The following is a 20,332-nucleotide window of genomic DNA, read 5'->3' on the forward strand; positions in this document are numbered from 1 at the left end:
GTTAGGTGCCCAGGAGGCTTTCGGGCCGTCTAGGAATTGAAGAGCGGGATAAAAAACCTTGACAACAAGGTGGTTTGGCAGTAGTTATCTAAGCACGATAGGATCTCTTTCGGGGGCGCGGTGCGACAAGCGCACACCACGGCTCAAGACCGCTACCAGAGGGGAGCCTGTCCGCATCAAGAGGCAATAGGCGATCGGCATGTAACAACTTATGAGCAGCCGTTCAAAAATTCAAAGGGCAACAGGAGGAAACCATATGGGAACCGGATCTATTCGCTTTGTTCTGACGAGGACCGCCGCACTATGCATGTGTATTGCCTGCTTTCTGTCTGTTGCGGGGGTAACGCACGCCGCGGTTACGCTTGCGGTACTCAATCCCCAGGGAGAAATAGCCCCACCGCCCGTCTTCGTGCCTACGGCCCGTGTGGCAAGCCTTGACGGCAAGAAAATAGGCATCTACTGGAACGGCAAACAAGGCGGAGAGAACTTTTGGGACGTGGTGGAAGAACAACTCAAGACCAGGTATCCTTCGGCTGAGGTTATACGATACAAAGGCCCTTTTGACCTCGGGCAAGCCATGGCGGAAAAGATCGCCAAGGAGTGCGACGTCTTCATGTACGGCGTGGGTGACTGAGGCTCCTGCAGCTGGGCCGGCGTGTCCGGTGCCATCAGGTTAGAGAAGCTTGGAAAACCGGTTGTCTATATCGTAGCAGACAATTTTTCCCATGATGCCGAACTATCCGCTGAAGATAATGGAATGCCCACACTTCGAAGGGTGGCGGTGCCGGGAGAAGAATTCTTTCAGCGGCGGATAAGCCGTGATCAGATAAAGCCTGTCGCAAATAGCGCGGTACAGGTCCTCATCGCGGGCTTGACCCGTCCGCTCACCAGAGAGGAACTGAATCCCAAACCAAAAAAGACCGCCATGGACAGGATAATCAAGATCACGGCGGAAAATTACGGAGCAGCCCTGGAGAAATTCAACGCCCTCTTCCTGGCCAATCATTGGGGCAGCGGGCTTCCGCTTATCCCGCCGACGCCAGAGCGGGTCAAATGGATGCTCTCCGGTACAAGCCGGTCTAAAGACGAGGTGGTCGGCATCGTCGCTCCGAAGAACGGTAAAGCGACCGTAGAGAAGATCGCAATCAACGCAGTAATGGCTGGGGCCAAACCCGAGTATCTGCCCGTGATCATAGCGGCTATGGAAGGTTTTACCGCCAAAGATTACGACCTTGTGCACGTGCTCACCTCCTCGGGCTCCTTTTTTCCTGCCGTCATCGTACACGGGCCCATAGCTAAAGAGATCGGCATGAATTCAGGAACCGGCCTCATTGGCCACGGATTCAGGGCAAACAACACCATCGGTCATGCCCTTCGTTTGAGTCTTTTAAATATCGGTCATCTCTGGCCCGGGGAGAACGATATGGCGCTCATAGGGCGCGTTTCCTCCCACACATTTTTCACCTTTGCCGAAAATGAACAGTTCAGTCCCTGGGAACCCTACCATGTGAGCATCGGTTTCAAGAAGGACGAGAGCGCGGTCACCGTTTCGACCGTGGGCGGATACACGGCAACAACCGGTATGACCGTGTACGGAGGAGGAGCTGTGGCGGTCTGGAGCGCCGATTCAATCCTCGATGCGATCGTCGCCGATATAAGCCACGATCGGCGCATATTCACCCTGTTCAAGCGAGGGCAGGCAATACCGTCCGCGCACCCGTCCAAACACATCCTGGTGCTTGCGCCTGAGTTTGCCAGAGAACTGAACAGAAGAGGTTACACCAGGGCAAGTCTGCAGAAATATCTCTACGAAAAAACGAGCATACCGTTCGAAGAGTTGACCGCACAGGAAGTAAAGGCGGTTAGGGACAGGATCGAAGGCAGCAAGGCCCGCGACATGCTGCACTACGATATTATGCCTACTGACAGGATACCTGCCTATGAAGAAGTATTGAAGCCTGGCGGAAAGGTTCCGGTCGTTATCGCCCCCAGGGATATCACAATCCTTGTATCGGGCGGCATACCGGCTTATACGTTCGGCATGTCCTATTTCAGGGTTTCGCAGGAGACGAAACTCGTGCACGGCGCCACACTCACGAAAAGCGGGCGTTGACGACTTATGGGACTCAGGTCCCGCTCCAAGGTATTGAGGGAATCCGGTGGCGGCCACTCTTGTCTTAGGCTGCTGCCTTGTGAAGAGGAGGGATACAGGGTGTTATCACTAAAAAAGCTCGCATTCATTCTGGTTGTCATGATAGCTATGACGCCTTACGCAGCTAGGATATGTAAAGCAAGCCACGAAGAGATTCCGCGCATTACCATCGAGGAACTTAAACGCCTTATCGACTCCGGAACTGACGTGGTGATAATTGATGCCCAGGTAAAGAGTCTCTACAATAGAGGGCATATCAGGAAGGCGATAAATCTTCCCTGGAAGACAAGAGTCACGCTCACCGACGTCGAGAATATTCCGCCGGACAAACTCGTCGTGGTCTATTGCGATTGCGGACCAGGCGAATCGGACAGTTCCGATATAGCCGCTCAGCTATCTTCCCTCGGATATTTCGACGTCAAGGTGTTGGCGGATCCCTCCATACGGGGCTGGATTGAGGCAGGTTATCCCGTAGAGAAATAGAAATGCGCATGTTCTCCTATCCCGCGGTTATGGCCTTGCTGATCTTCTGTTGTGTGCGTATCGGACAAGAAAGTCCCGCGTATGCCCAGGATGCCTCAGGAAATTACGTGGGCTTTAAGGCCTGTTCCTCATGCCATCAAACCCTCACAGAAGGCTGGCTCACCACAAGGCACGCCAGGACATTCGAGAGTCTCAAGAAATCCTCCCAGGAGAATCTGCCCGGGTGCGTGAAATGCCATGTAACGGGCTACGGGGAGGACGGCGGATTTATCGATTACGATCTCACCCCTGAGATGGCCGGTGTCCAATGCGAGCAGTGCCACGGCGCAGGGCGTAAACACGTCGAAACGGGCGGGGAAGTGGGGCTTCCGGTCCGCTCAATGGGACAAGCCGCTTGCAGAAGATGCCATACGCCTGGTCAGGATGCAAACTTCGACTACCAAAAAAAGGTCCGGTCTGTTCACGGGTCTCAAGTCCTGAATAAATGACAGGGGAGAATACGAAATGAAGAAGAAACAGAGAAGACTGGGTGCTATCTTTATGGGACTTCTTTTTCTTGCCTGCCTTACGGGGTCGGCTTACGGCGGCGCTGGAAGACTGAGCGCCGAGCCTCTCTCTCACGACTTCGGTGTCATCGACGAAGGAGCTACGGCCCGCGTGTCGGTCACGCTCACAAACGTAGGAGATGCCGATCTCACCATAACGGAAGTGAGGACCAACTGAGCGTGCACCGAGGGCGCGCTTGGTAAGCGCGTGTTGAAACCGAAAGAAACGACTGCCCTCATTATCACTTACGCCACATCGGGACTCCCGGGTCCCTTCAAAAAAACTATCGACATATCTACGGATGCCGATACCCAAGAAACTGAGATCGTAATGACGGGAGAGGTGCGAGAAGCCCCCAGTGCAAAGATTCAGGTGGATCCGCGGAGGATTGACATCACAGTCCCCCAGGGTACGGAGCAGAGACAGATAATTACCATAAGAAATACGGGAAACCTTCCGCTCGTCATCAAAAAGATTTACTCGCAGGAAACCGGAAAAGTCTACTTAGAGCCGAGGCCGGAACTTGTGATCGAACCGGGTAAATCGGTCACGAGCGAAATAAACATCATCCGGCGAGTGCAAGGGATGTTCAGAGAAATGATCGTGGTCGAGACTAACGCACGAAATGCTTTAAACGGCCGATTCATGATCATGGCTACCGGGAAATAGGAGACACCATAAGCTATGAGAATCTCCTTTCGGCATATCACCCGCGCGCCGCGGGAACTCAGATTATTTATTGCCGCGATATTCGCCATGGGCATGGGCTCCAGCATCTTCGATTCCATATTCAACAATTTTCTGGACCAGAGGTTCGCGCTCACAGGTTTTGGCCGCTCATTTCTTGAGTTCCCACGAGAGTTCCCCGGGTTCCTCACGGTCTTCGTGTCTGCCTCGCTCTGGTTTCTCTGTAGCCGTCGGCTCGGCGCTGTAACCATGCTTATGAGCGCCGCTGGCTCGCTGCTTATGGGTTTTGTTTCGCCTGTCTACGCGATCATGATAGCCTGGCTCTTCGTCTACAGCCTTGGACAGCACCTCTTCATACCCCTGTCCTCAACGATCGGCATGGACCTCGCCGGAGAAGGCCAGGCCGGCCGCCGTCTCGGACAATTGAACGCAGTAAGGAACCTCTCGGCCATTCTCGGGAGCGCCATTGTATATCTCGGATTCAGGCTTCTTCATTTCACCTTTCCCTGCACCTTTTTCTTTGCCGCCACGGCCTTCGGTCTCGCGGCCGTTTTCATGTTCTCCATGAAGCGAGACAAGACCCATATGCCCGCTATGTACCTCAACCTTCACCGCGAATACCGCCTCTACTATGTGCTGGCCGTGCTCTATGGCTCCAGGAAACAACTGTTTTTGACTTTCGCCCCCTGGGTACTCGTCACGATCTTTCATCAGCCAACACAGAGCATAGCTACGCTTCTCACCATCGGAGGCGTCATCGGCGTGGTATTTCAACCGTTCTTAGGCAGGGCCGTAGACAACTTCGGGGAACGGCTCGTTCTTATATCGGAGGCAGTGCTGCTCGTGTTTGTCTGCCTCGGATACGGTTTCTCCAGGTCCTTTTTTGCGGAGAGGACGGCGTTTCTCGTCGCATGCGCATGTTTTCTTTTGGATCAGATGCTCATGTCCGTCAACATGGCCCGCTCTACCTATATGAAAAAGATCGCCCTTCATCCCGATCATCTTCAGCCGGCGCTCACGAGTTCCGTAACTATCGACCACATCTTTTCCATTACCGTGGCCATTCTGGGTGGGATAATCTGGAACGCCTTCGGATTCCAGTACGTCTTTCTTATGGGCGCAATCATTGCCCTCTGCAATCTCTTCGCGGCAGCAATGATAAGAATTCCTGAGCGGTGAAAAGAGGTAATAGGGGGGATCGAGATTGTGTGAGCGACGCTACTCGGACGAAGACGGCTTACCGTCGTCCCGGCGGGTAAAAAGCGAATAGTCGAGCGCCGGCCAGCAATAATCAATGTCCTCTATTTCTGCAAGCTCCGCCTCCGAGAGTCTGCCCGCATCGCTTAATTTGCCTGCGGCCCAGATGAGTTTACGGAATCGCTGGTGGTGATGGTGGAAACGCTGGTTGGCATACTCCCTGGCCTGGGCGGTAAAGAGCAGGAATGGCCAGTCACTGCCCTGCATGAGGAGGAGCTCCCGGGCCATCTGTTTGAAGATGCGTTCTCCCCTCTGGTCTGTGGGTTTGGTTCCGGCAAAAACCTGTTCAGCCTCCAACACGCTCGCGTTGATGTAAGGCCAGATCCAGCCATGCTCGGGGTTTTTCCAGACCGTGAAATCGGCGTTCAAACCCCAACTGCTCGGTTGCATGGCGATCGTGGAGAACTCCTGCCGGTGCCGATCGATATAGTCTCCCAGGCTCTGACTCACAACGTCAGGGGTATCCGCGAGCAGGCGATAGATAGTTTCCAACCAAGACACCCCTTCGTGCCACCAGTGACCGAAAAGTTCACAATCATAGGGGCAAACTACGATCGGTTCTGTCTTACAGGTCGTGGCCTCGCCCAAAAGACTTAAGACAAGGGACACAAAGTGGTGAGCGTGGTTTTTAGTCGAACGTGAGGCCGCCTCCGGGTCGTAGTATTCCTTGTCCGTTTGTCCCGTGACCCGCCAATAGCGCAATCCCGATTCGTGGTCCTTTCTGTGAAACTCAAGATAGTTCCAATCGCCGGGATAACCTTCATCCGGGGACCAGACCTGCCTTCCTGTGGCCTCGTTCCGCCCGAATACGGCGCAGCCGGAGGCAAGTCCATAACCCTGATAAGTGGTAGGACCCGTGTCGTCATGCCGCCTCTGCACAAAGGAAGCGCCGGTGATACCCACCCCCTCCACAAAAAAATACTCGATGCCATGATCCGCGAGCCACTCATCGAGGGCACGACGCATCCGTCCCTCTTTTTGAGACCACTCGGCAGGCCGATAGGCGCATTCCGGCAGCCAGAATCCGCGGGGACTACGGCCGAAGTATGTCTTGTAGGTTTCTACGCCCACTCGCACTTGCGCGAACACAGCGCTGTCGTGTTCGAGAAGAGGCAAGAATCCATGTGTCGCCGCCGATGTGAGCACCTCCACAGCGCCTTCATCTTGAAGCCACCTGAAAGTTCCCAGGATATCCTCGTGAAAATCGACCCTGTACGCATGATAATTGCGCTCGTAAAGATCGAACCAATAGTGAGAAATGGCCTGTCTCGTCTTGTCTTCACGGAAACGCTCCGCGTCCCGTCTCGCCCGCTCTATTTTGTCTTCCATGTAGGCGCGAAAACGTTCTTTCATGTAGACATCGGCAAGCTGTTCCATAAGCACGGGTACAAAGCCGACCATTATCCGGGGCTTGATACCGTCCAAATAAAGGGCTTTGAGCGCCCTGAGTAGAGGGATATACGTCTCGTTCATGGCTTCGAAAAGCCACTCTTCTCCCGCAGGCCACACCCCTGACTTACGGCAATAGGGAATGTGGCTATGGAGCATAAGCGCGAAAACACCTGGCATGTGCCTCACTCCTTGTCCTGGCCGTTACGCTCGCGGCCAGCATACCATTATAGCATCACGGGAAACCCTTGGCTACACTGATTCGCCACACATCCAAAGTTTTTTTAACTGATGGGGGTCGGCTGCCTGTCCGTGTGATGCCAATCACTTAGATATAGCCAGGAGTATGTTATACTCTCTTGTGCCAATGTTGTTATCTTGTTCCCCCCGTGGTTCCCGCGCTATCACACGCACGCTTATTGTCTGTTTGAGCCTCTTTCCTGGAGGCCACTAAAAATGGTATCGTGAAGGAGTGCTATCATGGCGGAGAGATTAGTGAGCAGGTTCATACGGACATTAGCCGCGATTGCGGCCATCCTAATTTTCACGGGATCGTTGGCCAATTCTACGCCATTAGACGACATACGCGCCGCGATTGCGCATAAAAGGGCAAGATGGATTGCTGATGAAACATCGATTTCACGATTATCGGACCACGAAAAAAGGCAGCGGCTGGGGCTCGTCAAGGAGGTAGCGACCGGCAACGAACCTGTACTTCAAGTCGCCGCGCCTCTCTCGACGCTTACGACACAGTTTGACTGGAGGCTAAACGGCCGCGTCACCGCGGTTAGAGACCAGGGGAGTTGCGGAAGCTGCAACGGAGGTTATATCAACCGGGCAGCGGACTATGTCCGCGATACGGGATTGCCCCCTGAGACCTACTTTCCCTACACCGCTTCATCGTCGGATGATGTGTGTGGCAATGCTACTCAAGGATGGCAGGGTAGCGTCAGAAAAATCATCTCCTGGTCATATGTCAACACCACGACCGTCTCAGTACAAGATCTCAAAAACGCACTGGCCACGTACGGGCCGCTCGTTACAACCATGGACGTCTATTATGACTTCTTCTCATACATGAGCGGGGTCTATGAATATGTGAACGGCGCCTATCAGGGTGGTCATGCCATTCTTATCGTGGGGTACACAGTTGGGGGACCGGGTGGGGCGAGAGTGGATACTTCAACATCGCGTATTCCCAAACCGCATCTCCTGTCTATTTCGGCCAATGGACTATTGCCTATTATCCGTCGATTGTGTTTCCTGCGCCGCCCTCTGGCCTGCGCGTAAGGTAAGAGGAAGTTAGGCGGCGCATACGTTAGGACTCGAAATCAGTCATCTCTGTGTTAGTCAAGCGTGAGTACGTTCATTTAAGGGCGGTACGTCCAAAACCTGCCTAAGCCGCCATAGCTCTGCTATCTTCTATCCTGTGACATACATCATTACACTTGTTCAGCATTTGTGTCAGTATATAAAAGAAGGTGGGTGGGTTGAAGTTGATAGTTGACGACTTAGGCGAGACAGCCCGAATCTTGAGCAACGAGCATGATCTGCACGATCCATCGGATGCGGGCCAGATAGAAACAATCGAGCACGCTGCCCGGCGCTATCAGGACCATACGTGCGATAGTGCAACGGGCGCGTCCGGGGGCATTGCCGGCATAGTCTATGACAGATTGACCTACCGGCCGATCGAGAACGCCTCGGTAGCCCTGAAAAATGCTTCATCGACAACAACGGATGAAGAGGGAGAATTCTCTATCGTCGATATGGAGCCAGGCGTATACAGAATCACAGTCTCCCATGCCGGATACGTCGAGCAGACCTATAGAATCATCGTAGCCGCCGGGGAGACCATTGAGTTGGATCCCGTTCACCTTATACCGTTCTGTCTTTCGAGCACTAAGCCCAACAATACGTGGGTGGAAGAGACCGAGACAGAGCCCGAGACGCCTGCACAAGACGATTCGACGAGCCGTCCTGCGGCTTTTGTTCAAGAGCCTGTCTCTTCCCTTGAAGAGGAGGGTTCGTTCCTGGCTAAGATGGGATTAGGGCAGAATGAGCCCACCCCAGGGGAGCCGTGGAACGAGACGATCATAGCCGAGACTCAAGCCGATGAGATCGGCTGTCAGGCGATTTCAGCCGAAAGCATCTGCGAGAACATTGATCCCGGTACGGTTGAGGAGCCTCAAGCAGACATATGTTCCGAGCCTGACAACCTCGAGATCATGGCCCGAGAGGAACCCCTTTACGACACGTCCTCAGTTTTCGCTGAGGCAGCAATCACAGCCGAACATTATTCTTTGAACGATCAAATTTCCGTTGAGATATTCTCGTCCCCAACAACAAATGCGCCGCAAGAGGAGGTTGAAGTGCCGACCGTTACCGTTCACGCTGATCCTGTTACAACTGATGCAGCCGAGCCTATTAAAGACCAGGAAACTGCCCCGTGGGATTTCCCGGAAGCATCCACCGCTGAGCCCGACGAACCGGAAGCTGCCATCTGTGGGCAAGACTGGGGCCTTTGGCAGGGTCAAGCCCCGGCTTTAGGGCCAGCCGATTCTCAGGTCACTATCCGTGCGCAGGACGAGGAGGAAGTCCGTAGTGAAGAGGCATTCTGGCAAGCCTCTGTGGAAGAGATGGGAGCGTATCCTCCACAGGAGGCTGTGACGGAGGAGTCCTCCGCTACGGATAGCCGGGAAGAGCCGGCTTGTATGACGACCGAGTCTCTAACGGAGGAGCAAGGTATCTTTGATGTTGCGCTGCAGGAAAGTCTCATTGCCTGCCCCGCAAACGAGACTCTCCCTCAGGGTGAAGCAATTGCGGGAAAGAGCGATGAGACCGAATCGATGAGCGAGATGTTCTGTCTTTCCGACCACGAGATGCAAGCCATAGCATTAGGCAGCGAGGCCCTCGAGGTGTCGGGGCTCACCGGATTTGTCAGGGCGCAGCCAAATCCCGTGTACCTGGGACTGCCCGTAACTCTGGCCTACACCTTAACGAATGTGTCATGCGACGATCCGGACGATCTGCTTCTACAGATCGTCGTTGCTAATCCGGACAAGAGTACGGCCCAGGAACTATTTGAGATCCCGACGGACTGTCCCAGGGGAAGGTCTTCGATAGGTGGCTTCATCATTTCTACAATCCCTTATGAAGCACGCCTTTACAGAATAAACATGCAGGTCGTTTCGAAGAAAACAAGAACATCGAAACTCTTGCTCAGCACACACCTCGAAACCAAAGCCTTTTGACATCTATTTCTTCGATACAACTGCTTGATCTGGGCCTCTTCAACTTTTAGGATGATGTCGGCTTCCGTTTTTGAATTTCCATTCTCAGGTCCCAGGTTCACGATTGCAGTACCACCTCCTGGCAATTAGATACCTTTAACTATTGCAAGACCTTGAGAATGGAAGATACGGTGAGAATGGGTTCGTCGCGTATCGCATCGTAGCCGTTTGAAAGGCGCTGTCCGCCCCATAGTCAAGTCCAATAGGTGCGCCTTTTGTCGTAGCGCACCACCCCATTCATAGACTATATTCTGATACGAATGATAAATCAAGGCAAGAAGTGTGACATGCGCACGGTGGACGGCCGGTAACCCTTCTCTCTCAGCACACTATTGCAACGGTGTGGAAAGATGGGTGATCGGGGGGTTAGCCGACCAAGCCCCAATAAACCCAAATCCTGTGATGGAAGGTAGCCAGGCGTGGTAGGATATATGCTACCTTGACCAGTCTTCCACCATAGCGATGAAAGCCTTCTCGCCGCCGGACAGCGCGCCACCGTACCCTCCGCCGGGAGTTGCCCAGGCGCCCGCTAGGTAGAGTCCTTTTATCGGCGTTCTGCAATCAAGCCTGTTCATGAAGGCGTTGTCCACGGTCTGATTGAACCCGTAAATGGCGCCTTCCGGGTTGCCGGTAAAACGCCAGTTGGTGAGCGGTGTGGCCGATTCTTTCGTCTCAATCATGGAAGCAAGCCCCGGGAACATATCCTTTTGCGCCCGTGAGATAAGGATGTCGGTCCATCTCTTTTTTTCTTTATAATAGTCGCTCTTGCGTCCGGCCCGGTAATCGGCCTCGAACCTGCGCCACGGCTCATAGCCGCTCAAGCAGAGCAGTGTGATCGTCGATTTTCCTCGCCTGGAATATCCATCAAACAGATGGTCGTAAACTGTCATGCTGTAGGATACCTTCTCAGCTTCACCCTTCATACACGCCCCGCAGTCGGCCTCAATGCCGCGACCGGTTCTAAATCCCTGACGATAAGATTTGATGGTCTGTCTCGCATCCCCGTTCAGTCCGAGCCACACGATGAAGCTCGAAATACTCGGTACCAACCCGTCAAGCCTCTTGAGGTAACCATCAGGGACTACCCCTGGGGACAGCATGTTTTTGAATGTGGTGATCGCACTGGCGTTACTCACTACGGCCACAGCAGGAAGAACTCTGCCGTCCTCCAATAGGACGCCCTGAACAGCGCCGTCCCCGGTCTTGATTTTTTGTGCCCGGGCGCCGTAAAGGATCTTACCTCCGTGGCTTGTAACCGCCTCAGCGATCAGATCACTCAGTTTCTGGGATCTGGGTCGGATATAGCACGATCCATTCCTCAAACTGCCGCCGCGGGCAACGGCGAAATAAAAGGCAGAGAGCTTTGAAGGCGGCAAACCGTAGGCACCCCAGCCGTAAGCGAGACGATCTTTGAGTTCCGGATCTTTCACATAGGCGTTGAGTATATCTGCGAGTGTTTTGCCCTGTATGTTGCGTATCCCTGGATAGTTGAGAACGGAAACGCGCTGAGATTTCTCCCTGTTCGTTGAAAGGTCGGATATCTCGTCTGCGACTCTTGTGATCTCTTTTATAAACCCTGCTATCCCATCCTTTTCTGCCGGAAAGTCTCGGGCGAGCCTCTCTATCAGCGACTTTTCATCCTCACGCCCGGGCAGGGGCACAAGATCGAGCTTGTCAAGTATTCCCAGTTCTTTGAGAACCGCGGCCGTGCCGGCGCTCAAGGAAATCTGGTGCAACGACACATCGAAGGTAAAATCCCCCCTTAAAAAGGCGGTGGCGTATCCTCCGGGGATCGCATGCTGCTCAATGACGGTCACGGGTACGCCCAATCGTGTAAGATGCGCGGCAGCGCTGAGCCCGCCCAGGCCAGCCCCTATTACTACAACCGGGCGATCCGCGTTGCTACCCGTTGCCGCTAACACAGCACCCGCCTTTGACCGGCCGAGGCTAAGGGAGGCTGCTTCTAGCACTGACAATGCCAGAAAAGCACGTCTCGACATTTTCTGCTCAAACAAGATTTACCTCCTTCAGCGATATCTCAGCACGGTTCATCATGACCTTCTATTATTCCAGTTTACGCACGATGGTCCGTATGATCTCAAAGGCTAAACCGAGTGATTCGACGTCTTCATGGCTCAACCTAGCCAGGTTTGCTTCAACAATTTCCTTCAAACCGAGTGTCAATGCCTCCAAAGACTTTCTTCCGCCTTTCGTTATGGTGATCTCTACTATTCTTCTATCCACGGCATGATCCTTGCGTTCGACCAGACCGTCATTCATGAGCCTGTCGATCAAGGTGGTCATGTTCTGTTTGGCGATGAAGAGCTGTCTGCCTATAGCGGACACAGGAAGAGGCCCCTTCCTTTCCAATATGCGGAGTATGTGGTAGGTTTGATTTCTGAGCGATGTAAGCGCCGGATCGCCCGGATCACCGTTAAACAGGCGTTTCACCAACGGGAAAAGCAGAAGCGCACTTTGAGAGACCTTATCTACTTGCATCTTTTTCACGACTGACTCCATTATAGTTATGTTGCATGATCGTCATACTATATTACCTCTCTCCGAAAAGAAAGTCAAGCAAATTATGCGGCGGGTATCAACTGAGCTTACTGGTCTCAGAAAGGCATGCGCAATCGCATCGGATGCGTCCCCCGCCTGTGTGCTTCACGGATGATGGTGAGATTGCTGTGAGAAACAACTCATATTTCTTTCGCAAGGATTAGCGAACCCTGATACGGGGATACCTTGGCTCCCGTTAAATACACGAACAGAAGGAGTAGAACGGCCTGGTGTCTAGTTCACTTCTCTAATTCCAGACAATATTGAATATCAAGGCTGTATGGGAGTAACTGTCTCAGACGCTGGCTATGCCAACGACCCATCCGCAGGAGAACGGGGTTCGATTTGTTTCTTGAATATCGCAATTTCGTCGTAGTCGGGATTGAAGTTTTTGAGCAACTCCCTCTTTCTCTTTCTGGCTTCAAATGGATTGTCGAAGATTTCCGGTTCTCTGATGAACCCTCGTTTTACCGAACTCAATATCCAAAGCTTCATGTGCTCACCCCTTTTACTCGGTTGAACCAACTATGCACATCTCTATATTCCAAAAAATTGCAGACCTCTGCCAAACCGCTGAGTCTGAAAGTGGGTCTACTGATCTGTCGAAGAAAAAGAGTTCGCCGCACATCGTTCGCCACAATACTGAATTTCGGCTTGAGATTTGGTTCTGCCAAGTGAAGATCGTTAAACCTCAAAAGACCCGAATAGATCTGGGTGGAATGCTCAATTTCAAACATCGCTCGCATTTCGCTTGAACCCCTTTGCAACCATGTAACGTCTACTTCACTCACGACACCACTAATTGGCTTATATCTTGTAGGGAGCTCATCCATGCAAACAAACTTTTCAGCCACATTCCAATCGAGTTTGTTTCTATCATTCACAGGTATCCAAACGCTGTATCCCTTAATCGCGCCAATAGAGCCTATCAATGTCTGAATTTGTGAATGACTAAATTCGGGCATGGCCACAATTTTGCCCTTTTCCACACGATCATCTATTATTTTTCAACCGTAGAAACTTTCTATTGAGAAACGTCCGGCATTCGCGATGTAAAGTTCTAGTCCATCCTCGTGATAAATCTGACACTTAAATTGACCGTCCGAGGCCGGAGTTAAAGAACGGAACACATCCTCGAAATCTGAAAATGGAATGAAGACCGGCTCCGTTTGATTATCCCACAAAAAACAGATAAAAGAGTCGAAACCCTCAAGCTGCTTTAAGTCATCCTCCCTCAACCCATACCAAGATCGATTTCCCGGGTGTACTTTGGAATATCTTATATATATCCGTGATAGACCATCCCCTATATCGAATAGCGACAAACTACCAGACAGCTGTTTGGCCTTACCGAATCTTCTTGTCAGTTCCTTTAGAAATCTTATCTTGATTGCGTTTGCCATAATCAATTTATTATAAATCGACCACTCGTCCCCTTTATTCTCCACCTATTGAACATTTTCTTTATGATAACAAGATGCCCAACGGTAGTCAACGAACAATATTACGTCTTCGGATCCTTCAGGCCGAAGCTATTTTCGATGGATAATGCCGATGGCAAGGGGCTGCCGAGCGCAGGCGTATCGAGTATACGTTGAGCATCGCGCGGCCCCGCAGTCAGCGGTATTAGGCGCGAAAAGAGCGAGGCCAGATGCAACATTGGCGATAAAAAAGGCGGGAACGTAAGTCCCCGCCTGTCGTTATCGCCAATATATTTACAGATCAAATCTCAGGCAGCTCATTAAGCTCTTTGAGACTGAAGACCGGTCCATCCTTACAAATATACTTGTGCCCCATATTACATCTGCCGCATATGCCTATACCGCACTTCATCCTCGCTTCCAGCGTGGTCAGGATATTCTCTGCGGGGAAATTGAGTCCCGCCAGACCCTCAAGCACGAACTTGATCATGATGGGCGGTCCGCACGTGATAGCCACCGTGTTATCCGGCTTGGGCGCCACTTCCTTAAGCACCGTGGGCACAAAGCCAATCCTTTTGTCCCAGCCGGGAAATTCATTATCAACGGTGAGGATGAGGTTCACATCAGATCGTTCTTCCCACTCTTTCAGGTCGTCCTTGTAGCACAGGTCGGGGGGCGTCCTCGATCCGTAGATAATGGTAATATCTTTGTAGTCAGCCCGATTATCGAGCATGTAGAGGATGAGCGTGCGAAGGGGCGCAAGGCCTATGCCTCCGCCGATGAAGAGGATGTTCTTTCCTTTCATTTCGTTGTACGGGAACCAGTTGCCGAGCGGCGCTCTCACGCCGATCTGGTCGCCTTCGTAAATCTGGTGGAGTGCAGCGGTAACCTCGCCTGCCTTCATAACAGAAAACTGGAGGTATCCCATGCGCGTGGGCGGAGAATTGATCACGAAGGTTGATTCGCCTACACCGAAGACAGAGAGTTGTCCCACTTGGCCCGGCTCGAATTTGAAGGTCTTCATCTTCTCGGGATCGTTCAATACGACTTGAAAAGACTTGATGTTCGGCGTCTCTTCGATGATCCGTGTGACCGTTGCGATCTCCGGCAGGTACGGGTTCTTGCACTGGCAATTCTCTGACATATGACAAACTCCGCCTTTTTAGGCCTTTGTGTTTCTTTCAACCCACTTCTTGGGGTCTTGTTTCGGGTCCTTGAGATAACCCGCAATCTCGCTAATATCAACGGAAACCGGGCAGTGCCTGATGCACCGTCCGCAACCGCAGCAGGCGATAGCGCCGCTATATTTTTCAGGGTAATACGAGAACTTGTGGCCCACACGGTTCCTTAAGCGCCGGGACTTAGCCGGTCTCGGATTATGGCCACTCGCCTCAAGCGTGAAGTGCTGAAACATGCAGGCATCCCAGGTCCTCAAGCGCTCCCCCTTGTCACGGGCCTGTTCATCGGTAATGTTAAAACAGTAACAGGTCGGGCACAGATAGGTGCATGCACCGCAGCTCACACACTTGGCCGCTACCTGCTGCCAGAATTCATCGGTATCGAAGAGTGTGGCGTTGACCGTGGCCGTGGCGTCCGCCGGAAATGGGTTCTTCACCTTTGGTATTGCTTCTTTCTGTATCTTGTGCGCCTCTTTTTCATACGGCGCGCCGCTTTCGATCATGGGGAGGTTAAGCAGGGCGTCACCCTTTTCGCTTCCCGATTCAAGATAGTATCCTTTGCCCGTATCGGTCATCAGCACATCGGAGCCTGTTTTGTCCACGGGTCCGCCGTTCACGGCCACGCAGAAACATCCGGCAAAAGGCGTCTCACAGGCAAGCGATACGATGGTTGTCTTTTCCCTGTGTTCCTGATAGTAGGGATCGGCCGTGTCGGTTTCAATAAAGACCCTGTCGAATATGGTGAATCCCTTGGCATCGCAGGGACGGCATCCGAAGATGACCGCCTTTGAATAATCCCTTGCGTCGCTCACAGCTACGCTCGATTTCTTCGGGTCTTCAGGATCTTTGGTATACGTAAAGGAAATGAGTCTGTCGCACTGCGGATAGATGACTGATTTAGGGGACGTATTGGCCGGTCTGGAAAGACATATCTCGGTGTCTGTCCTGTAGGGTTTGAAGGAGACGACCTCGCCTTCGGCCACGGGTACATGGACCACGGCATCTTTACTCAATGCATCGAGAAATGCCCGTACCTTCTCCTTTGGAAGAAATCCTGTCTTGGCCATTAGAGTTTGTGCTCCTTGATTTTTGCTTCGTCCACATTGAATGTATACATAGGTGGTTTATCGTCGGGATTGACCCCCGTCGAATAATCGAAAAGGTCCTTCATTTCGGCATTGATTTTCTTCTTGATCTTGGCCACAGGGATATCCATGGGGCACACCCGCTCGCACTCGCCGCATTCCACACATCGTCCGGCGAGGTGGATCGAGTGGATCATATGGAACATGGTCTTCTCGGTAAGGCTCATTCTCTGTGTGATCCAATGGGGGTCCCGCGTCTCGGCGATGCAGCTGTCCTGACAGACGCACATGGGACATGCGTTGCGGCAGGCGTAGCAGCGGATGCATTTTGAAAACTGTTCTTCGAAATAGGCTTTGCGCTCCTGAAGCGATTTGGCGTCGAAGTCACGTACATCATCGTACACGCTTACGGCAGGCTTATCGGATTCGATGACATCACCAACGAGCACGTCGTATATGACCGGCGTGGGATACCGGCAGGTCTTACACTTGTCGGGCCACACGTCGGAAACATTGAGGGTCGTTTCACCCTTTGCGGTCTTCACCACCACCTTGCCGCCCTCTATAGTCACAGACTCGATGGGCTGATAATCGATCGCCTTCAAAACCTTCTTGATATTTACCACCCCTTTGCAGGGGATGCCGATGATGATCACATTATTTCTGTCGATAAGCCCTTCCTGCATAAACTGGACAATAGTCCTGGAGTCGCACCCTTTAACCGCCACGGCAACTTTCTTCTTCTGCGAGGGGAGGTAAGCAGCTAGGTTCTGAACACAGAGCGCGTTCCATACGGCCTTGTCCGCATCATCTGCCCTGGTCATAAACAAGGGTGTGGTGTGGATCTTATCAAAGCCCTCCTGCCAGCAGATGACCGTTTCAACATCGGGAAATACTTTGCGTATGGCTTCTTTCAGTTTTTCCGTACTCACTCTGCCTTCTCCTTGTTCTCGTGGAGCGGACCAAGCTCATGCACCTGTTTCGTAAAATTAGTCACGACCTGCTGCCACCTCTGGCCTTCCGAGGCGGAAACCCAGGTGTAATGGAACCTCTTATCGTCAATGCCCACGAAGGGAAGCATTCTTTTCAGCATCTCAAGACGCCTGCGTGCATAGAAATTGCCGTCGGAGTAATGGCAATCGCGGGGATGGCAACCGGAGACAAGCACGCCGTCAGCGCCGGTGAGTAGCGCTCTTACCACGAAGAGCGGGTCTACGCGTCCGGAGCACGGCACCCGGATAATGCGCAAATCCGTGGGCTGTTTGAACCGCCCCACTCCGGCAGTATCGGCTCCGCCGTAGGAGCACCAGTTACAGAGAAAGCCGACGATGCGCAGTTCCTTTGATGCTACGTCTGACATATGGCATTAACCTCCGAGAGGAGCTGATTATCCGTAAAATGCTGCAACTGAATAGCGCCGCAGGGACAAGTAGATGTGCAGACGCCGCATCCGGCGCAGACAGTCTCGATGACTTTGGCGACCTTCTTGCCACTCCGTAGCGTGTCTTCAACGATGGCGCCGAAGGGGCAGGTCTTGAGGCACTTAAGACAGCCCACGCAGGTATTCATATTGACTTGAGCAATGGCTGGATCCGACTCAAGCATGTCCTTGGAGAAGAGCGAGAGCACCTTACTCGCCGCCGCACTCCCCTGGGTCACCGATGCGGGAATGTCTTTTAGCCCCTGGCATGCGCCCGCGAGGAAGACCCCCGATGTATTCGTCTCCACAGGTCTCAGTTTAGGGTGACTTTCAACGTAGAACCCGAATGTGTCATAGGAGATATGGAGCTTCTCTGCCATCTGCGGCGCACCTTCAGCCGCTGTAGCGGCAGTGGCGAGGACCACAAGGTCGGCTTCCACTTCGACCCTCGTGCCGAGGAGCGTATCCACGCCCTGGACCACCATCTTTTTGCCCTTTGGGTAGATCCTCGATACGCGGCCGCGAATGTATTTTACCCCATAGTCTTCCTGGGCCCGACGCGTGAACTCGTCATAGCCTTTGCCCGGCGAACGAATATCCATATAGAAGACGTAGGACTGTGAATCGGGGATATGGTCTTTGGTAAGGATCGCCTGCTTGGCGATATACATGCAACAGAAGTTGGAACAGTAAGGCACGCCGATGGACTTGTCACGGGAGCCCGCACAGGCGACAAAGACGACCGTCTTGGGTTCCTCATGATCCGAGGGCCTGATAATGTGCCCCGAGGTGGGGCCCGACGCATTGAGATAGCGCTCATACTGGATGCCGGTGATCACATCGGGATATCTGCCCCCGCCGTATTCAGGAAGCCTTTCCTGATCGATGAGCCCGTAGCCTGTGGCTACAATGATGGCGCCCACTTCTTCCGTCACGATCTCGTCCTGTTGCTCGTAGCTGATGGCGCCGGTAGGACAGACCTTGGCACAGACGCCGCATTTGCCTTTGGTGAACTGACGGCAGTATTTCGGGTCTATCTTGGCCTTTTTCGGAATCGCCTGTGGAAATGGGATATTAATGGCCCGCGTCGGCGCGGCGCCGAAATTGAAATAGTCATAGGCGTTCTTGGTAGGGCATTTCTCCATGCAGAGGCCGCAACCGGTGCATTTGGACCAATCCACATAGGCCGCCTTCTTTCTGATCTTGATCTGGTAGTTGCCCACATATCCCTTGATCTCTTCGATCTCAGAGTAAGCGTAAAGCTTTATCTTCTCGTGCTGTCCCACATCGACCATCTTAGGCCCAAGGATGCAAATGGAGCAATCGATTGTGGGGAAGGTCTTGTCGAGACGGGCCATCATGCCGCCGATGGCCGGGCTTTTCTCCACCATGACCACATCCAGACCGCCGTCTGCACAGTCAAGGGCTGCCTGCATACCTGCCACACCGCCGCCCAGTACCATGACCCGTTTGTTGATCTTGAAGGATGCCGCGTACAGAGGCTTATTCTGCTGCACTTTGGCCACGGCCATGGCCACTTCGTCGAGCGCCTTTCTCGTGTTTGATTCTTTATCGAGGCCTATCCAGGAAACATGCTCCCTGATGTTGGCCATCTCGAGGAAATACCGGTTAAGCCCTGCCTTCTCGATGGTCTTACGAAAGGTATTCTCATGCATGCGGGGCGAACATGCCGCCACCACGATCCGGTCGAGTTTCTCCCGCTTGATAGCGGCCTTGATCTCGTCCTGGCCCGGCTCCGAACAGGTGTACATATAGTTCGTTGCAAAGGCAACACCGGGGAGTTTTCTCGCTTCGGCTGCTACCCTGGCCACGTCGACAGTGCCCGCGATATTGCTTCCACAATGGCAAATAAATACACCAACCCGCATGGATCAGGTCTCCTCTGGTTTGGTTTCTTCTGATGCGCCCTTTGCTTTGGTTTTGGACGCTTTCTTAGCTGCCTCTTCTGCCGCTTTCTCAACTTCGAATTCTTTCTTGGTCACGCGCCTGATCACGTGATCGGCGCTCACAAATATCTTATCGAGACCGAGTTCTTTGGGGGAATATCCGTACGCAAGACCCATGACCTGAGTAAAGTAGAGTACAGGAAGCTTGAAATTCGATTTCATGAGACTGTTCACCTGGCCCTGCCTCAGATCAAGGTTCTGCTGGCAGAGCGGACATGCCACAACCACACAGTTCGCGCCGGCCTCTACGGCCATTAAAAGAACCTTGTAGGTGAGCTCGTTCACCATCTCACGTTTGGGCATACTGAAAGCCGCACCGCAACATTCCGTCTTAAACGCGAAGTCACGAACCTCGACCCCGAGGGCGGCAAGGAGCTTATCCATGGCTGTCGGATTCTCCGGGTCGTCAAACCGGGCGATGTCCGGGGGTCTGTTCAGGATACATCCATAATAAGGAACGGCTTTGAGATCAGGCAATATATGGGTCACCCTTGCCGCAATGGCGTCAAGGCCGATATCTTCGTAGATCACCTGGAGCGATGACTTTGCCTCCACACCACAGTTATAAGGTTCGTCGAGGAGCTCATTGACTTCATCCTTGAAGGCTTCGTCTGCCATATTATGGTTCGCCTTCTTAAACGCCATGAGACACGACGGACACGGCGTGGTGATCGTCGTGAGTCCCATCTTCTCCACGATGGCGAGGTTACGGGCGGCCAGCGCCGCAGCGAACACGTGGTCCACGGTGTGGGCCGGTGTGGAACCGCAACAGCTCCAGTCATCGGGCTCGATAAGCTCGACGCCCAAGGCCTTCATAACCACCTTTAAGGAATCGTCGTATTCTTTGGCAGTGCCTTCCAGCGAACATCCGCAGAAATGGGCATATCGTGTCTCA

At 52.9% G+C, this 20,332-nt stretch carries 19 protein-coding genes and 1 pseudogene; 9 read left to right on the forward strand and 11 right to left on the reverse strand.

Annotated features, from left to right (window positions below; all coding sequences use genetic code 11):
- The first annotated feature begins 256 nt into the window (after window positions 1-256).
- From VMT62_02500 to VMT62_02530, 7 genes and pseudogenes are all read left to right on the forward strand, one after another.
- Window positions 257-634 (forward strand): hypothetical protein, encoded by a 378-nt coding sequence (locus tag VMT62_02500; GenBank protein ID HVN95274.1) that lies wholly within the window; start codon window positions 257-259, stop codon window positions 632-634.
- A gap of 21 nt (window positions 635-655) precedes the next feature.
- The gene (locus VMT62_02505) at window positions 656-2,113 is read left to right on the forward strand and encodes a UGSC family (seleno)protein (GenBank protein HVN95275.1); all 1,458 of its coding nucleotides are present in this window, start codon (window positions 656-658) and stop codon (window positions 2,111-2,113) included.
- Between the two features lie 99 nt (window positions 2,114-2,212).
- A complete protein-coding gene (locus VMT62_02510) occupies window positions 2,213-2,635 on the forward strand; it encodes a rhodanese-like domain-containing protein (GenBank protein ID HVN95276.1) in 423 nt (140 codons plus the stop codon).
- A gap of 8 nt (window positions 2,636-2,643) precedes the next feature.
- Window positions 2,644-3,123, forward strand: coding sequence for a cytochrome c family protein (locus VMT62_02515; protein ID HVN95277.1), 480 nt, complete (start codon window positions 2,644-2,646; stop codon window positions 3,121-3,123).
- 16 nt (window positions 3,124-3,139) lie between these two features.
- Window positions 3,140-3,358 (forward strand): hypothetical protein, encoded by a 219-nt coding sequence (locus VMT62_02520; GenBank protein HVN95278.1) that lies wholly within the window; start codon window positions 3,140-3,142, stop codon window positions 3,356-3,358.
- Between the two features lie 15 nt (window positions 3,359-3,373).
- Window positions 3,374-3,850: pseudogene (locus VMT62_02525) on the forward strand (hypothetical protein).
- A 15-nt stretch (window positions 3,851-3,865) separates the two neighbouring features.
- Window positions 3,866-5,047 carry an MFS transporter gene (locus VMT62_02530; protein HVN95279.1) on the forward strand — a complete coding sequence of 394 codons (1,182 nt, stop codon included), beginning with the start codon at window positions 3,866-3,868 and terminating at the stop codon, window positions 5,045-5,047.
- A 39-nt stretch (window positions 5,048-5,086) separates the two neighbouring features.
- On the opposite strand, the gene VMT62_02535 is transcribed toward VMT62_02530, so the two are convergent.
- Window positions 5,087-6,694, reverse strand: coding sequence for a 1,4-alpha-glucan branching protein domain-containing protein (locus tag VMT62_02535; GenBank protein ID HVN95280.1), 1,608 nt, complete (start codon window positions 6,692-6,694; stop codon window positions 5,087-5,089).
- Between the two features lie 300 nt (window positions 6,695-6,994).
- Here VMT62_02535 and VMT62_02540 point away from each other — a divergent pair, with 300 nt between their 5' ends.
- Complete coding sequence (locus VMT62_02540) at window positions 6,995-7,804, forward strand: C1 family peptidase (GenBank protein HVN95281.1); 810 nt, start codon at window positions 6,995-6,997, stop codon at window positions 7,802-7,804.
- A gap of 200 nt (window positions 7,805-8,004) precedes the next feature.
- Window positions 8,005-9,768 carry a carboxypeptidase-like regulatory domain-containing protein gene (locus VMT62_02545; protein HVN95282.1) on the forward strand — a complete coding sequence of 588 codons (1,764 nt, stop codon included), beginning with the start codon at window positions 8,005-8,007 and terminating at the stop codon, window positions 9,766-9,768.
- A 473-nt stretch (window positions 9,769-10,241) separates the two neighbouring features.
- Here the strand turns inward: VMT62_02545 and VMT62_02550 are convergent, their stop codons facing one another.
- From VMT62_02550 to VMT62_02595, 10 genes are all read right to left on the reverse strand, one after another.
- Window positions 10,242-11,822: an FAD-dependent oxidoreductase gene (locus VMT62_02550; GenBank protein ID HVN95283.1), complete on the reverse strand. Its 1,581-nt coding sequence runs from the start codon at window positions 11,820-11,822 to the stop codon at window positions 10,242-10,244.
- 49 nt (window positions 11,823-11,871) lie between these two features.
- Window positions 11,872-12,306 carry a MarR family transcriptional regulator gene (locus VMT62_02555; protein ID HVN95284.1) on the reverse strand — a complete coding sequence of 145 codons (435 nt, stop codon included), beginning with the start codon at window positions 12,304-12,306 and terminating at the stop codon, window positions 11,872-11,874.
- 366 nt (window positions 12,307-12,672) lie between these two features.
- On the reverse strand, window positions 12,673-12,861 hold the full coding sequence (locus tag VMT62_02560; protein ID HVN95285.1) for a hypothetical protein: 189 nt from the start codon (window positions 12,859-12,861) through the stop codon (window positions 12,673-12,675).
- The gene (locus VMT62_02565; protein HVN95286.1) at window positions 12,858-13,355 is read right to left on the reverse strand and encodes a hypothetical protein; all 498 of its coding nucleotides are present in this window, start codon (window positions 13,353-13,355) and stop codon (window positions 12,858-12,860) included. The genes VMT62_02560 and VMT62_02565 overlap by 4 nt, the downstream gene beginning before the upstream one ends.
- A 733-nt stretch (window positions 13,356-14,088) precedes the next feature.
- The gene (locus tag VMT62_02570) at window positions 14,089-14,931 is read right to left on the reverse strand and encodes an FAD/NAD(P)-binding protein (protein HVN95287.1); all 843 of its coding nucleotides are present in this window, start codon (window positions 14,929-14,931) and stop codon (window positions 14,089-14,091) included.
- An 18-nt stretch (window positions 14,932-14,949) separates the two neighbouring features.
- A complete protein-coding gene (locus VMT62_02575; protein ID HVN95288.1) occupies window positions 14,950-16,032 on the reverse strand; it encodes a 4Fe-4S dicluster domain-containing protein in 1,083 nt (360 codons plus the stop codon).
- Window positions 16,032-16,982, reverse strand: coding sequence for a 4Fe-4S dicluster domain-containing protein (locus tag VMT62_02580; protein ID HVN95289.1), 951 nt, complete (start codon window positions 16,980-16,982; stop codon window positions 16,032-16,034). The genes VMT62_02575 and VMT62_02580 overlap by 1 nt, the downstream gene beginning before the upstream one ends.
- Window positions 16,979-17,410 (reverse strand): hydrogenase iron-sulfur subunit, encoded by a 432-nt coding sequence (locus tag VMT62_02585; protein HVN95290.1) that lies wholly within the window; start codon window positions 17,408-17,410, stop codon window positions 16,979-16,981. Before VMT62_02585 ends, VMT62_02580 begins: the two co-directional genes overlap by 4 nt.
- Window positions 17,398-19,359 carry a CoB--CoM heterodisulfide reductase iron-sulfur subunit A family protein gene (locus tag VMT62_02590; protein HVN95291.1) on the reverse strand — a complete coding sequence of 654 codons (1,962 nt, stop codon included), beginning with the start codon at window positions 19,357-19,359 and terminating at the stop codon, window positions 17,398-17,400. Before VMT62_02590 ends, VMT62_02585 begins: the two co-directional genes overlap by 13 nt.
- A gap of 3 nt (window positions 19,360-19,362) precedes the next feature.
- Window positions 19,363-20,332: CoB--CoM heterodisulfide reductase iron-sulfur subunit B family protein (locus tag VMT62_02595; GenBank protein HVN95292.1), on the reverse strand; the 970-nt coding region annotated here is incomplete at its 5' end.

It is taken from the genome of Syntrophorhabdaceae bacterium, assembly GCA_035541755.1.
GTDB lineage: Bacteria > Desulfobacterota > Syntrophorhabdia > Syntrophorhabdales > Syntrophorhabdaceae > PNOF01.